Origin of the sequence: Chryseobacterium candidae (assembly GCF_004916905.1) — a bacterium.
GTDB classification, from domain to species: Bacteria; Bacteroidota; Bacteroidia; order Flavobacteriales; family Weeksellaceae; genus Chryseobacterium; species Chryseobacterium candidae.
The window spans coordinates 14,713-29,930 of the sequence record NZ_SDLV01000058.1 but is presented as its reverse complement, the minus strand read 5'-3'; the positions used below and the strand labels follow the sequence as shown (position 1 = coordinate 29,930).

Sequence of the window (15,218 nt, the reverse complement as noted above, 5' to 3'; positions counted from 1 at the left end):
AGTTTTGTACAAAAATAGGAAATTGAGTTGAAAAGGGAAAACTCAATAAGGCAGGAAGTCTGAAGAGGGAAGCAGGAAGTTATTCTATGAAAAATTTCAATATATCGATAATAAATAGATTGAAGGTATTTGTTAAATTGAACTCAAAATGATTCTTTAAACATTCATTACTTCCTTCTTCTAGCCTCCGGCTTCCTGGCAAATATTCAAGGATAATTATCATTTACAAACTCTCCGACGCTCTTACTCTTCAACTCATAAATCTTCGTATCTTTGTGGTCAATATTTCAATTTTAAAACATTAAAATTTTTAAATAAAGCATGAGAACATACGCAGGAATTCCCGAGGAAAACGCAATACTAGAGAATTCGAAAGTAATGTTGGTAACTGTTCCTTACGATGGAACTTCAACATGGGGTAAAGGAGCTGATAAAGGTCCGGAATTATTTTTAAACGCTTCTGAAAACATGGAGCTTTATGATATTGAAACTCAAACAGAACCTTATCTACAGGGAGTTTACTTAGCTGGTGAAGTTTCTGAAAATTCTTCTCCTGAAGCAATGACAGAGGCGGTTTATCAGAAAACAAAAGAACTTTTGAACAATGAGGGTAAATTATTTACTCTTTTTGGAGGAGAGCACTCTGTTTCTATCGGTTCTATCCGTGCGGTAGGAGAGAAGTTTGAAAACCTTACTGTTCTTCAGTTGGATGCTCACACAGATTTACGTCCTGAGTTCCACGGTTCTACTTCCAACCATGCTTGTGCAGTGTTTGAAGCTAATCAGAAGCATAACTTAGTACAGGTGGGAATCCGTTCTATGGATGCTGAGGAAGCTGAATATTTACCGGAAGGAAGAGTATTCTTTGCTCACGAAATCGCAAACAACGAGAACTGGATCAATGATGTATTGGAAAAAGTATCAGGAAATGTGTATATCACTATTGATTTAGATGCTTTCGATCCTTCAATTGCTCCATCTACAGGAACTCCTGAGCCAGGTGGATTACAATGGTATCCAACGTTGGAATTATTAAGAAAAGTATTTGAAAAATGTAACGTAGTAGCATTTGATATTGTAGAATTAATGGATTCTCCAATGGCTAAGCCAACGGCTTTCCTTTCTGCGAAGTTATATTACAAAATGCTTGCTTACTACGATATTTATAACAACAACTAATTCCGCAAGAATCGGATTTTTTCTGCCGTATATTCTTTGGAAATTTGTGAGGTAAAATAACAATACAATGTCCACACAAAGTCAGATAGATTATAACAGAATTGCCAAGGCGATAGAATATATCCGGAGCAATTTCAGGCTTCAGCCAAGTTTGGAGGAAGTGGCAGAGAATATTCACCTGAGTCCGGCCCATTTTCAGAAGATCTTTACAGATTGGGCAGGAACAAGTCCGAAAAAATTTTTACAGTTCATCAGTCTTGAACATGCTAAAAATTTATTGAAGGAAGAAAAGGCAAGTTTGTTTGATACCGCTTATGAGACAGGACTTTCCAGTACCAGCAGGCTGCATGATCTGTTTGTGAAAATAGAAGGAATGTCTCCGGCAGAATATAAAAACGGAGGAAAAAGTCTTAGTATTCATTACAGTTTTTCCGAGAGTCCTTTCGGAAATATCTTAGTAGCTTCTACAGAAAAAGGAATCTGCTATATGGCTTTTGAAGATAATAAAGAAAAAGCATTCGGGGAACTGAAACAGAAGTTCCCCAATGCTTTTTTTATTGAAAAACTAGATACTCTTCAAAAGAATGCATTGTCCATATTCGATAAAGACTGGACAAAACTCAACACCATAAAATTACATTTAAAAGGAACCGATTTTCAGCTGAAAGTATGGGAAAGTCTGCTGAAAATTCCAATGGGAAAATTGTCTACATATGGTAGCCTGGCAGAAAAAATTGGAAATCCTAAAGCTTCCAGAGCTGTTGGAACGGCTATTGGAAGTAATCCGGTTGCATTTCTTATTCCATGTCACCGCGTGATTCAGTCTACCGGGCATCTTGGCGGCTACAGATGGGGAAGTAATAGGAAACAGCTGATTGTTGGTTGGGAGGGTTCACAAATGTACTCGTAACGTATTTTTACCACAAAAGATACAAAAGGATTCTTCTTTTATTAAGTTTTGGCTAAAGCCAATGGATTAGATTATTTTTGTTAAATGGGCTAAAGCCCATTCCTATTGATATAAAATTCGTGTCATTTGTGAAAAACATTGGTGCCATTTGTGTTTAATGACAGTCTTTTTTTAAAATGGATAAGGCCCGTTTCTATTGATATAAGAATTCGTGTTATTTGTGAAAGACATTGGTGCCATTTGTGTTTAATGACAGTCTTTTTTTTAAAATGGATAAGGCCCGTTTCTATTGATATAAGAATTCGTGTTATTTGTGAAAGACATTAGTGCCATTTGTGTTTAAATATAAAAGCATTTAATTAAAAAGTTATGATGAGTCTCTTCGAAGAAATATCCGATTATCCCCTAAATATCCTTCCACACGATGGAACTGTTCATTATTACGGTAAGGTTTTCTCCAAAGAACAATCAGATTTTTACTATGATTATCTGCTCAGCCAGATTCCGTGGGAAAATGATGAGGCATTAATCTTTGGAAAATTGATTGTAACCAAAAGGAAAGTAGCCTGGTTTGGAGAGAAAGCTTTTGAATATACCTATTCGAAAAGAACAAAATATGCCCAATTCTGGACTCCCGAATTACTGGAACTGAAGAAAAAATGTGAAGAAGTTTCGGGCGAAACCTACAATTCATGTCTGCTTAATTTATACCATGACGGAAGCGAAGGCATGGCTTATCACAGCGATGGTGAAACAGATCTGAAAAAGCATGGAGCAATTGCCTCTCTGACCTTTGGAGCGGAAAGAAAGTTTTTATTCAAACATAAAACAACCAAAGAAAAGGCAGAAATATTCCTCGAAAACGGAAGCTTATTAATTATGAAAGGAACCACTCAGGACCACTGGCTGCACAGACTTCCTCCCACTACAAAAGTGAAAACACCCAGAGTAAACCTTACCTTCAGAACCATTGAGGAATAATTTTTAGGAATAATTTTATCCATACGTTTGTCACTCCGTAGAGTCTCAAATGATGCTGATCTAATGATGCAGACCTCACGCAGATTTTAAAGAATTGAGCTTTTCATCTCCATCAATAGAAGTGGGCTTTAGCCCACTTAAACAAAAGAATAAATTCGTCCGGCTTTAGCCAAAAGCTAAAAACAAAAACTTCAACTCCTCAGAAATAAAAGAGGCTGTCTCAAAAGTCAAACAATCTGGCTTTTGTCATGCTGACGAAGGAAGAATCTCATTGATAACCAAATATATGAGATTCTTCACTACATTTCATTTCGTTCAGAATGACACTTTTGAGACAGCCTCTTTCAATTTATTTTAAAACATCAGCTTCAATAGAGCTGTCATCATATACTTTAATAAATGCCTTGGTGTAATCCTCTTTATTGGCAAAATTCGGATTATCCATAAATTTCTGCGGGTTGATTGCGAAAAGCGGAAACCAAGTACTGCTGATCTGAATCTGGATTTTATGTCCTTTTTTGAACGTATGAACCACATCCTGAAGTCTGAAATTAACAGCCGTTTTTTGGTTAGGAACCAGAGCTTCTCCCTTTTCTTTGGTATTTCTGAATCTTGCAGGCATGATCTCACTTCTTACCATCTGGTGATAGTTGCCATAGATAACACCTTCTTTCTTTTCTGCAGGTTTGAAATCTTCAGGGTAAACATCAATTAATTTTACGGCAAAATCAGCATCTGTAGAAGTGGATGCAATATTCAGTTTAGCCATGATCTCTCCGGCAAATGTAATATCATCAGTCAGTACATCGGTAGTAAACGTTAATACATCTGGTCTTCCTACAGCAAATCTCTGGTCTTCCGACATATAATTTTTTGGAGTGAAGCCATTAAAATCTTTTAAGTGATCTGAGCTTAAAACAGGATTGTTAGGATCACTGTAATATTCAGAATATCCTTGTCCTGATGTTTTTTTCAAGGTTTTATCAGCCAGATAGAAGTTCACTTTCTGAGCATTTTTCGGTGGGTAAGAAGCAAATTCCTTCCATGCTTTAGCACCGGTGTCATACATTAATGCTTCAGGAAGTCCTGCGTCTTCTTTGGTATTGCCTTTCAGATAATGATTGAAGAATTTTGTTTCAATATTTTTCTGATAGTACGTAGCAATGCTGTCGCCAAAATAAGTTTCACTGTGGAAGTGTTTTCCCTGCTCCTGAGACCAGCCGCCATGAGAGAATGGTCCCATAACGATGGTGTTTTTAGCTTTAGGACTTGTTTTTTCGATAGTTTTATAAATATTCAATGGTCCTGAAAGATCTTCTGCATCAAACCATCCGCCGACAGTCATTACAGCATGGCTGATATTTTTCAGGTGAGGAAGGAGACCTCTTTTCTGCCAGAATTCATCATAGTTGGTATGATTCATAATTTCTGTCATGAAGAAGTTATTCTTGTAATATTTTTCATATCCGTCTTTCAGCGTACCCATATCTCTGTAGAATTTTAATCCATCCTCAGAAGTCTGCTTAATGAAAGAATCCATATACCATGCCTGTTTTTCCGGTTGCGTTTTCTGAACACCAAAAACAGGGAACGTTCTGAAGTATCCCAGCATAAATCTTCCGTTGTGAAGGAAATCGTCATTCCAGAAATCGGAAATAGGTGCCTGTGGTGAAGAAGCTACCAAAGCCGGGTGCTGTGACAACGTTCCTACAGCGGTATAAAATCCGGGATATGATGTTCCAAACTGGCCTACTTTACCATTGTTATCTTTCACATTTTTCAAAAGCCATTCGATGGTATCGTAGGTATCTGTACTTTCATCAACATCTTTTTTGGTTTTACGCTCCACCTGTGGTGTCATATTGGTAAAAGTACCTTCACTCATATATCTTCCGCGTACATCCTGATACACGAAAATATACTTGTCTTTCATCAGATAAGTGTTGGGACCTACCTTTGTTTTATATTCACTCTCTCCGTAAGGGGCAATGCTGTAACAGGTTCTCTGCATCAGGAACGGATATTTGTTTTTGTTCGATATATCTTTCGGAATATATACCGCAGTAAAAAGTTTCACGCCATCACGCATTGGAATATAAAATTCTTTCTTGGTGAAATTGTCTTTAACGAAATTGTCTTTCTGTTCCGTTTTCTGAGCTTTTCCAAGAATGAAAAAAAGAATACATAATACTGAAATATGGATTTTCATAAAAAAAATTTACCGCTAATTTAAAAATAAAAACATGTTTATTAATAATCTTGTTTAAAAGGTTGTTGTAAAAACCACCCCGTCAAAAATTCTTTGAATTTTCGCCACCCCTCCGGAGGAGGGGAATATTATATCTTCAGTTGTAACGGAGCTCAGGATTATATTTCAGGTTGCCCCATAGAAATAGCCGGAAAGATCCGGCCATTATCAAAAATATATATAAAAGTATAGTGTTGCTTTACTGCGTCTTTTTACCTGCAAACTTATTCAGTTTCATGCTGATGGAGAACATGATGTATCGTTTCAGGATGAGGTCTTCACGGTCTTCAAAATAAGAATCGGTAATGGTTCTTCTCACGCTTTGATTTTGATTCAAGACATCGTAGATTTTTACCTTTGCCGTAAACTGTTTTTTATAGAATGAATATCCAAGGCTGGTATTCCAGAAGTAGAAATCCCTTTTGAAGCCCGGAGCAATATTGGAGTTGGTATTGTATTCAAAATCATTTCCAAATACAAATCTGCCCTGCAGCATATAATTCGTCAGTTCCAGTTTTAAGGATTGATTGGCTGTATTTACATTCGTTATATTGTAATTGGTATAATTTGAAAAATTGTATCCAAGTCTGTAAGAGGGTTTAATCGTCATTTTATCCTTGATTTCATAGGTAAGATTAAGTCCAGGGTTAAGACTATATGTTTTGCTGGTAAAAGCCTGTCCGTCTATAAAACCATTATTGTAAGCATAATTCATGGTGAATCTTGGATTGATAATAAGTTTATTATTCTTCCATTTCAATACTTTACTGAAACCTCCGCCGGCATTGATGCTTTTATTTCCGCTTACATTGTCGTAAGTGATCACCTGTTTTCCTGCATTATCATAGGTAGAAAAATTGATGATGTCATTATTTCTGTACGTAAAACCAACGTTGAAATAGTAGCTGAGATCTTTTACTTTATTATAATTATTGAAATACAGATAAAGATTGTTGGTCCAGGTATTTTTCAAATTCGGATTTCCCTGATAGCTAATTAAAGGATTGGATTCATCTTTATAGGGAGTCAGTTGTTCTGCTGTCGGAATGGTGAAGTTGGAATAGTTGTAAAAGTTTAAAGTTTTTCCTTCTGACAGTTGATAGTAAAGGTTCACATTATATTGGGGCAGTACAAAATTTTTCTGCAGATCATATTGCTGTCCGTTATAGACAGAATTTACTTTCATATCTGAAATATCAAGGTTCATGGAAGCCCAGAAATTCAGTTTCTTTTTGCTGATTTGATAAGTGAACTCAGGAGATATCTGATTAATTCTTTGCTTCATATTGTTGGATAAAAGCTGATTGAATTTAGTGTAATCTCCGGTTGTATTATCAAAATCATTTACATTTCTCAAATCTCTGGAAGATCGGGTTTCATATTTCACTTCAAAACTTACACTGGAAGAATCGGAAACAGGTTCCGTATATCCTGCACTGAAATTGAAACTGCTGTTCTGATTTTTATTTTTGGCTAATTGATCCCTGTTGTCTGTTGTTGTTCCACTAGGTTGGTAGAAAGTGTTTTGGGACTGGTTCAGGTTATCCCTTCCGGATTCTGATATGGAACTGTTCATATTGGCTGAAACCGAACGGCCTTTTTTCTTAAATTTTTTAGAAAAATAGATGTATGGATTGAATGAATTGCTTTCCGAATCATTACTTGAATAAGCATTACTTTCATTCACAAGTTTGCCATTATTTAAAGTAGATGAACGTGAATTATTAAAATTAAAACTGCTGTTTTTCGTAAATCTTGGAGAAAGATAGATGCTAGTCATAGAATCCAGCTTGATTTTAACCGAAGTATCAAAACTGTATTGTTTGGATTCATTTTCTCCATTGCTTTCAGAACTGGTCTGAAGGGTGTAAGTGGGGAGAAGTGTAGATCTTGAAACTTTAGATCTCGTTTCCATATTGGAATCGGAATGCATCATACTGAAAGAATCCAGGTCAGCATCTTTTCCCAGCTTGTCACTATAGTTTAATCCAATGGTTGTAGACCTTTGAATACCTTTTGCACCGCCACCCTGGCTATAGTAAGTCACATTTCCTACCGTTGAGACAGATCCTCCCTGCATCATCCAGGCATTCCGGCCATTTCCCATACTGTCAAAAACCTCATCCCTGGAAAATCCCTGTGAATTGATGTTATTGGAAGAAGCCAATAAACTTATTTTCGTATCCCCTTTAAAATAACTCGCCAGTCCGCTTGCTTCATATCGCTTGTCTGATCCATAGCCTACCGTAAGTCTGGTCAGCAAACCTTTGTTTTTCTTTTCATCAATATTAAAGTTGATGGTGGTATTCTGAGATTTGGCTGCTTTTCCGCTGAGTTCTTCCTCTTTTGTTTTGGTGGTGGTAAACTGAATATTCTTGATAATATCTGCAGGTAAATTTTGAAGGGCAATTTTCCCGTCTTTATCAAAGAAAGGTTTTCCATTGATCATAATTTGGTCTACTTCTTTACCATTCACCGTAATTTTTCCTTCATTGCTGATTTCTACACCGGGGATCTGCTTCAGAAGTTCCTCAATTTTACTGTCAGGGCGTACTTTGATCGCTGCAGCATTGAATTCAATAGTGTCTTTTTTGATTTTTACCGGAGAAACGGTGATTTTTACTTCATCAATACTATTCACGATACCTTGTTTCTCAAGCTGAATATCTCCAAGAGATAATGACTGATCTATTTTCTCAAATTTTTTTGAATAGGAAGATAATTTATCAGCATCAATTTTAAGAATGGAAGGTTCTTTCATATCATCAATCTTCAGTGAGAATTTCCCTTCCTTATTGGTTGCCGTATAATTGATAATGGATGAGTCTTTTTCTTTTAAAAGATAGACGGTGGCATTTTCTATCGCTTTCTTTTCAGAATCTGATATTTTTCCGTCAATGTGTAGTTTTTGGGCGTGCAGAATAATGACTGTGAACATCAAAGTCAATAGCAACAGAGTTTTCTTCATTAGTTTTTTTTCAGAGCCGTAAAAATATAAAAACATCCCAAAGCTGGGATGTTTCTATGCTTTTTTTGTGAAAATTTATTATTTTTTAATAAAAATTATGCTCTTAAATATCTTGAGTAAGCATATCCTTCCTGGCCGTCAGCATTTTTTACTTTCCACCAGTCATCAGAAGTTTGCTCAATAAGAGTCACAGAAGAGCCTTTGGCAGCTTTACCTACAACGGCAGCTTCAGTAGAAGGTTCCTGTCTGATATTAAGATTAGACTCTTCAGTAGCCACTGTTAAAGAAGCTCCTGAAGCAAGACCTGCAACCTGTACATCAATATTGATATCTGAAGCAGAATAAGTAGAATCAATAGCTCCCAGAGCATTCCATACCGCATCTTTAGCCGAAGTGTTGGAAGCATTTCCGGAAACGTAAAGAATTCCGTCCTGCTCCTGAACCTGAAGGTTGGAAATCCCTGCAGACTGTGCCGCTGAAACTACGCTTGAATATTTATCTTGTAATTCGCTCATCTTAAATTATTTTACGATTAGGTTGTTGTTATACTTTCCGATTTTCAAAGCATCTACAGATTCTTTGATTTTTCTAGCCTGTAAGCCGGAAACATTTCCTGTAAGAGTAAGCTGTCCGTTTACAACTTCTACTTTTACAGAAGGGAAATCCTTCACCGCATCCTGAACTTTTTTCTGAACAGCAGGATCTACAGCAGAAGTAGTTTCCACTGGGGCAGGAGCAGGGGCAGCTGCTATAGTAGACATATCCATTACGTCTTTTACTCCGCTAATTGCTTTTAGTTTTGCAATCATCGCATCTTTCGACTGTTGATCTGCAAAAGTACCGCTTAAGTGAGCTACACCTTCTTTTACTTCCACAGAAGCATTGGGATTAGAAGTTACTATAGTTGTAGCCTGAGTCTGAAGGTCGGCATCAGAAACTTTCTTTTTACAAGAAATAGCACCGAAAGATACAGCTACAGCTAATGCAGCCATTGCAATAGTTTTTTTCATATTGTATATTTATTAATGTTGTTATACACTCAAATGTAATAATAAAATTTGTACCAAAAGAATAAAAATTCAATAAATGTTTCTTAATTTTTTTACAATATTTTCTAAACCAGGGAATTAATTTTTTGAGATTAAAAACTTAATGGAAAAATTATCTCTGTAGAAGAAAATCTTCTGCCAATTGAAAAACCATTATATTTGCGCAAATTGAACTATATATATGAAAGGACAGAATAAACTTTTTATAGCAATTATCATAGCACTTCTTCTGGGTGTAGGAATTGGAGGTATTGTACACGTAAGCTATCCGGATAGTGCAGAACCATTTTCTAAAAATATAAAACTGTTGGGAACAGTTTTTATCAGATTGGTACAGATGATTATTGCTCCATTGGTTTTTACAACATTAGTAGTGGGGATTGCCAAAATGAGTGATATCAAAATGATCGGAAGAGTAGGTACAAAAGCCATGCTTTGGTTTATTTCAGCTTCTCTGATTTCCCTTTTTATCGGACTGATCCTCGTTAACTGGCTGGAGCCGGGACATGTTACAAAATTACCAATTCAGGATGTGGCTTCTGCTGATGAACTTCTTAAAAGCAGCAAAAGTTTTTCCATGGAAGACTTTGTAAAACACATGATTCCTAAAAGTTTATTTGAAGCCTTTGCTACCAATGAAGTATTGCAGATTGTTGTATTTGCGGTAATGTTCGGAGTTGCACTGGCTAATTTAGGAGAAGAATATGCTAAACCTGTAGTAAAGCTTTTTGATATTATTGCTCATGCTATTCTTAAGATGGTAGGATATATCATGTGGTTTGCGCCGCTTGGAGTATTGGGAGCTATTGCAGCCGTAGTGGCCACCAATGGTTTTGAAATCTTTAAAGTATATGCTATTTATTTAAGAGACTTCTTCTTTGCTATAGCTGTTCTTTGGCTGGTGCTTTTATTGGTAGGATATTTTATCTTAGGAAACCGTCTTTTTGACCTTTTAAAAAGAATTAAAGAGCCATTGTTGATTGCTTTCTCTACTACAAGTTCAGAAGCGGTATTCCCTAAATTGGTGGAAGAATTAGAAAAATTTGGATGTAACAGCAGAGTGGTATCTTTTATCTTACCTTTAGGATATTCGTTCAATCTGGATGGAAGTATGATGTATATGACATTTGCTTCAATCTTTATTGCCCAGATCTACGGAATTGAAATGACTCTTGGACAGCAGATCACCATGCTTTTGGTATTGATGCTCACTTCAAAAGGAATTGCAGGAGTTCCGAGAGCTTCTCTGGTGATTATCGTGGCAACCTGTTCAATGTTCGGGATTCCGCCGGAAGGTATTGCTTTAATTTTACCAATTGATCATTTCTGTGACATGGGTAGAAGTATGACCAACGTATTAGGAAATACACTGGCAACTACAGCCGTTTCAAAATGGGAAGGACAATTAACAGAACCATTAGACAAAATTTAAATATCAATGAGTTTAAAAAACTTAGAAAATCATAAAAGCCATATTGAAGAATATGGCTTTGCTGTTATCAATAATATGTTTTCGCAGAAAGAGTTAGAAGACATCAGCCATGTTCTGCACAATATAGACACTTCCAAAGAAAACTTTAGAAAGTCTGAAGATCTTTTCGCCATAAGACAGTTTTTAAAAGAAGTTCCGGAAATCAAAGACCTCATTTTTAATGGAAATATTCAGAAAATAATCAAGGAAATTTTCGGAGAAAAATATTTTGTGGTCAAAAGTATTTATTTTGATAAGCCTGAAACCTCCAACTGGTATGTAGCTTATCATCAGGATCTGACTATTTCTGTAGATAAAAAACTGGAACTGGATAACTTTGGTCCATGGACTACCAAACAAAATCAGTTCGCGGTACAGCCTCCACTGAATATTCTGGAAAATATCTATACCATCAGAATTCATCTGGATGATACCGATGAAAATAACGGAGCATTGAAGGTAGTTCCCAAATCTCATGCAAAAGGCATTTACAGACCCGAGACTATTGATTGGGCTGTAGAAACAGAAGAAATCTGCAACGTTAAAAAAGGAGGAATTATGCTGATGAAACCTTTAACGCTTCATGGTTCCAACCGAACCACCAACGGAAAGAAAAGAAGAGTCATTCATATCGAATTTTCTGATATAGAACTTCCGGAAGTCCTGCAATGGTCGGAAAGAATGAATGGATAAAAAATCGCCCTTTCAATTTTAGAAGGGCGATTTTTATTGCAGGAAGAGGGATGCTGGAAGAAGTAATTATTTGGGTTTTAATCACAGGATATGATTTCACCATACGACTTGTCTATATTTTCTTTATGATAATAGAGAAATAGCAAACCTTCTTTTGAATTGGGAATCCAGAAAGATGTCGGTGTGGAGACTTTCATCTTTGTTTTCAATATATTTTCGATCATACTATCCTTACTTCCAAAAGTTGTAACAGGAGTAATTTCCTGAATTTTTGATGTATCATCTATTTTTACTTTATAGATAGCAAAAGGCTGCTTAGGCTTGAATCCACTGATCTTTGATAAATCAGATCTATATTCAGTGTGAAATTCATCATAGCAACGGGTAAACTGTAAGCCTATAAACCTGAATGTATTATTATTTAAATAGGTAAAGGCTTTTTCCAGATTTTTAAGCCACGATTTTTCATCTTTTGTTGGTTTATTTTCCAGTTTTGATTTTGGAGTACAGGATGAAATGGAATACGTGTTATTATATTGGTTTAAAAAGATCAGATATCTTTCATTAGGAAGTACATCAATTTCACAAGCTCCGGAATAGGAATTTCCAATGAGTCCTCTCACATTCATTGTTTTGAATTTTTTAGCTCCCTTATATACTTTTTCTATTTCAATATCTGCTTTATAGGTTCTTTGCTCAGTGTTTTCGTCATATACTTTCAAAATTTTGATAATACCTACAAAATTAGAATTTTGATAATTCTGTGCTAAGGTTTCATATACACATTTACAGGCTGAAACTTTTATGAGACTTAAAAGTAAAAAGAATAGTAATGATAATTTTTTCATCTATAATTATGTTTTTTTATTTCATAGAAATCTCATCAATAAAAATATAAGCATCACCACCTGCTCCCTGGTGCCATTCCGGAAGTTTTCCGAAATAGTACGCTTTTACTTTAACGTATCGGGCTTCGGTAGGAAGAATTTCTGTAGAAAAGTTTTTGACCTGTACTTTTTCGTCTTTAGGATCAACATCGTTGTCGACGGTTTTCAGAAGGACAAAATCTTTTCCGTTCATGGAGGCATAATATTCTACTTTTTTAGGCATCAGAATCCAGGCTCTGCTGTCCTGAAGGTAAGTGGAAGATAATGATTTTATGTTCTGAGGGGATTTAAGATCAATAATAGCTTCAAAATTTTGGCCCTGATAACCATGCCATTCACCCTTTCTCCAGTTAATATCTCCTCTGATTCCGTCGATAAGAGCAAGGTTTCCGGTAGCGCTGTACTGTGGAGTTACTTTTGACAGGATATTAATATCCCAATAATTAGGTCTTCTGTTGAAATGAGCTGTGGTTACAGAACTTTTTTCGCCGTTTCTTTCAGCGTAAGCCATTACCTGAGTAGTTTTAGTGATGGAGAATGGTCCTTTATAAGTTGAGAACGTCTTTCTTTTATTGCTGTCACTGTCATCCATTGTCATATAATATATCTTGTCATTTGGGTTCAATGGAGTGATTTCAACTTTGGTAGAAAAATCAAAAATTCTGTCTGCAGCAATTACTGGTGAAGCGGTTTGTTCAGCATATTTATAATCTTTAGCAGGTTTTATATTTTCGAATCCTAATTTTTTAAGTTCAGCTCTGCCGGTATTTTTAGTAATTGTTCTTGTAGTACCGTCTTCAAGATGAATTTTAATTTCGTCAAAATAGGGCGTTGTGGTTTCCCATTCCGGTAATCCCGGGGTTACAGAATAAATTCCCATGGAGCTTAAAACATACCAGGCGCTCATCTGGCCGCAGTCTTCATTTCCGATGAGGCCGTCAGGTGTATTTTTATAAAAATGATCAAGAACGTATTTGATTTTGGCATCTGTTTTTTCAGGCTTATCTACAAAATTGTACAGATAGGCAATATGATGGCTTGGTTCATTTCCCTGAGCATATTGTCCCATCAATCCTGTAATGTCTACCTGTTCTCTTCCTGTTGTTTTATCTGGAGCCGTAAATATGGCATCAATGAACTGTTCGAACTTTTCTTTCCCTCCATGAGCTGCAATAAGCCCGGGAATATCCTGCTGTACAGAATAAGAGTAATGCCACGAATTTCCTTCCGTATAATTGTTGTTGACTTCTCTTGGATCAAAAGGCTCATACCAGTTTCCGTTTTTTCTAGGCTGCATAAACCCTGTTTTAGGATTGTACAGGTTTTTCCAGTTCTGAGAACGTTGCATGAAATTCTGATACTCTTCTTTCTTGCCTAAAATTTTGGCCATCTGAGCAATACACCAGTCATCATAAGCGTATTCTACAGTTTTGGAAACACTTTCATGTTCGTCATCTATGCTGATGTAATTATTCTGTTTATAAGCATTCAATCCAAAAATATCCTGCATTGCCGATCCTTTGGCAGCCTGAAACGCTTTTTCATAATCAAATCCCTGAATTCCTTTCGCCATAGCATCTGCAATCACAGAAACAGAGTGGTAGCCAATCATACATTCTGTTTCATTGGAAGCCAGCTCCCATACCGGAAGTTTTCCTCCCTGTTCGTATTGTTTGATGAAGGTATTGATAAAATCAGCAGTTCTTTTTCTGTCGATTAAAGTCATCAGCGGATGAGCACCTCTGAAGGTATCCCAAAGGGAAAATACGGTGTAATAATCAAAACCATTGGCAGTATAAAGCTTGTTATCTCTGCCTCTGTATTTTCCGTCAACATCCATATTGATGTTCGGTTGTGTGAAAACATGATAAAGAGCGGTATAAAAAACGGCTAATTTGTTTTTATCATCAGATTTCACCTCAATTTTGGAAAGTTCTTTATCCCAATTCGTTTCTGCCTGTTTTTTTACTGCTTCAAAATCATTAGATATTCCTTCTGCCAGCATATTCTTTTCTGCACCTTCATAGCCTGTAGGAGAAATAGCAACTTTTACATTGATCTTTTCTCCTTTTTTAACATTGGTGGAGAATGCCAGGGCAAGCTTTGTTCCGGTAAAAAGATTGTTTTCCTGTTTTCCGTTAGCCTCTTTTTTTGAAATCTTCATCGGTCTTGAAAACTCAATTCTTGAGTAGATGTATTGGTTGGTTGCCCATGCTTCACTTCTTCTGAACACTTCAATCGTTTTATCATCAATAATCTTTACTTCACCTTCCAGAAGTTTATCCCTGTGGTTAAGATCTAAGATAATATTGGCATTTCCTGTATTGTTAAAGGTGTATTCATGATAACCAACTCTTTTGGTGGTGGTAAGGCGAACATCAATATTGTTCTTACCTAACTTGACAGCATAAAATCCTGCTGTTGCTTTTTCGTTTTTATGCGAAAATTTTGACGAATAATCTTTGCTGCTGAGGCTTGGATTTCCCATGGTGGGCATTAGCATAATATCACCGTAATCTGAAACTCCTGTCCCGTTCAGATGGGTATGAGAAAAACCATAGATCACAGAATCCGAATAATGATATCCGCTGCATCCGTCCCAGCTGCCGTCTATTCTTGTATCCGGAGACAGCTGCACCATTCCGAAAGGAACAATAGCACCCGGAAAAGTATGGCCATGGCCTCCGGTTCCGATAAACGGATTAACATATTGGGAATAATTCTGTGCAGAAATAATTTGGGTAATAAATAGAGAAAATGCAATAAGGCCTTTTTTCATGTTCTGATTTTATGAAGCGAAGATATTGAAAAACAGTAAAAGTGATGTAATAA

11 protein-coding genes are annotated in these 15,218 nt (G+C 36.3%); 5 read left to right on the top strand and 6 right to left on the bottom strand.

Annotation, left to right across the window (positions count from 1 at the left end):
• Nucleotides 1–321 precede the first annotated feature (321 nt).
• The 3 genes from speB to EK417_RS19940 all read left to right on the top strand — a co-directional run bounded on the left by speB (nucleotide 322) and on the right by EK417_RS19940 (nucleotide 3,070).
• Nucleotides 322–1,179 (top strand): agmatinase, encoded by an 858-nt coding sequence (speB, locus tag EK417_RS19950; RefSeq protein WP_136523163.1) that lies wholly within the window; start codon nucleotides 322–324, stop codon nucleotides 1,177–1,179.
• Nucleotides 1,180–1,246: 67 nt separating this feature from the next.
• Nucleotides 1,247–2,089: a bifunctional helix-turn-helix domain-containing protein/methylated-DNA--[protein]-cysteine S-methyltransferase gene (locus EK417_RS19945; RefSeq protein WP_136523162.1), complete on the top strand. Its 843-nt coding sequence runs from the start codon at nucleotides 1,247–1,249 to the stop codon at nucleotides 2,087–2,089.
• A gap of 372 nt (nucleotides 2,090–2,461) precedes the next feature.
• Nucleotides 2,462–3,070 carry an alpha-ketoglutarate-dependent dioxygenase AlkB family protein gene (locus tag EK417_RS19940; RefSeq protein ID WP_076596616.1) on the top strand — a complete coding sequence of 203 codons (609 nt, stop codon included), beginning with the start codon at nucleotides 2,462–2,464 and terminating at the stop codon, nucleotides 3,068–3,070.
• 349 nt (nucleotides 3,071–3,419) lie between these two features.
• On the opposite strand, the gene EK417_RS19935 is transcribed toward EK417_RS19940, so the two are convergent.
• The 4 genes from EK417_RS19935 to EK417_RS19920 form a co-directional block, all read right to left on the bottom strand.
• Nucleotides 3,420–5,279, bottom strand: a complete 1,860-nt coding sequence (locus tag EK417_RS19935) for a CocE/NonD family hydrolase (RefSeq protein WP_136523161.1) — start codon at nucleotides 5,277–5,279, stop codon at nucleotides 3,420–3,422.
• Nucleotides 5,280–5,517: 238 nt separating this feature from the next.
• Nucleotides 5,518–8,286, bottom strand: a complete 2,769-nt coding sequence (locus EK417_RS19930; protein WP_136523160.1) for a TonB-dependent receptor — start codon at nucleotides 8,284–8,286, stop codon at nucleotides 5,518–5,520.
• A 95-nt stretch (nucleotides 8,287–8,381) separates the two neighbouring features.
• Nucleotides 8,382–8,801 (bottom strand): SH3 domain-containing protein, encoded by a 420-nt coding sequence (locus tag EK417_RS19925; RefSeq protein ID WP_136523159.1) that lies wholly within the window; start codon nucleotides 8,799–8,801, stop codon nucleotides 8,382–8,384.
• Nucleotides 8,802–8,807: 6 nt separating this feature from the next.
• Nucleotides 8,808–9,296 carry a BON domain-containing protein gene (locus tag EK417_RS19920; protein WP_047434427.1) on the bottom strand — a complete coding sequence of 163 codons (489 nt, stop codon included), beginning with the start codon at nucleotides 9,294–9,296 and terminating at the stop codon, nucleotides 8,808–8,810.
• Between the two features lie 220 nt (nucleotides 9,297–9,516).
• Here EK417_RS19920 and EK417_RS19915 point away from each other — a divergent pair, with 220 nt between their 5' ends.
• Nucleotides 9,517–10,767: a dicarboxylate/amino acid:cation symporter gene (locus EK417_RS19915; protein ID WP_110367164.1), complete on the top strand. Its 1,251-nt coding sequence runs from the start codon at nucleotides 9,517–9,519 to the stop codon at nucleotides 10,765–10,767.
• Between the two features lie 6 nt (nucleotides 10,768–10,773).
• On the top strand, nucleotides 10,774–11,499 hold the full coding sequence (locus tag EK417_RS19910; protein ID WP_136523158.1) for a phytanoyl-CoA dioxygenase family protein: 726 nt from the start codon (nucleotides 10,774–10,776) through the stop codon (nucleotides 11,497–11,499).
• A 77-nt stretch (nucleotides 11,500–11,576) separates the two neighbouring features.
• Here the strand turns inward: EK417_RS19910 and EK417_RS19905 are convergent, their stop codons facing one another.
• Together EK417_RS19905 and EK417_RS19900 are read right to left on the bottom strand one after the other, a co-directional pair.
• Nucleotides 11,577–12,347 carry a hypothetical protein gene (locus tag EK417_RS19905; protein WP_110367166.1) on the bottom strand — a complete coding sequence of 257 codons (771 nt, stop codon included), beginning with the start codon at nucleotides 12,345–12,347 and terminating at the stop codon, nucleotides 11,577–11,579.
• Nucleotides 12,348–12,363: 16 nt separating this feature from the next.
• A complete protein-coding gene (locus EK417_RS19900; RefSeq protein ID WP_136523157.1) occupies nucleotides 12,364–15,165 on the bottom strand; it encodes a GH92 family glycosyl hydrolase in 2,802 nt (933 codons plus the stop codon).
• Between the last annotated feature and the right edge of the window lie 53 nt (nucleotides 15,166–15,218).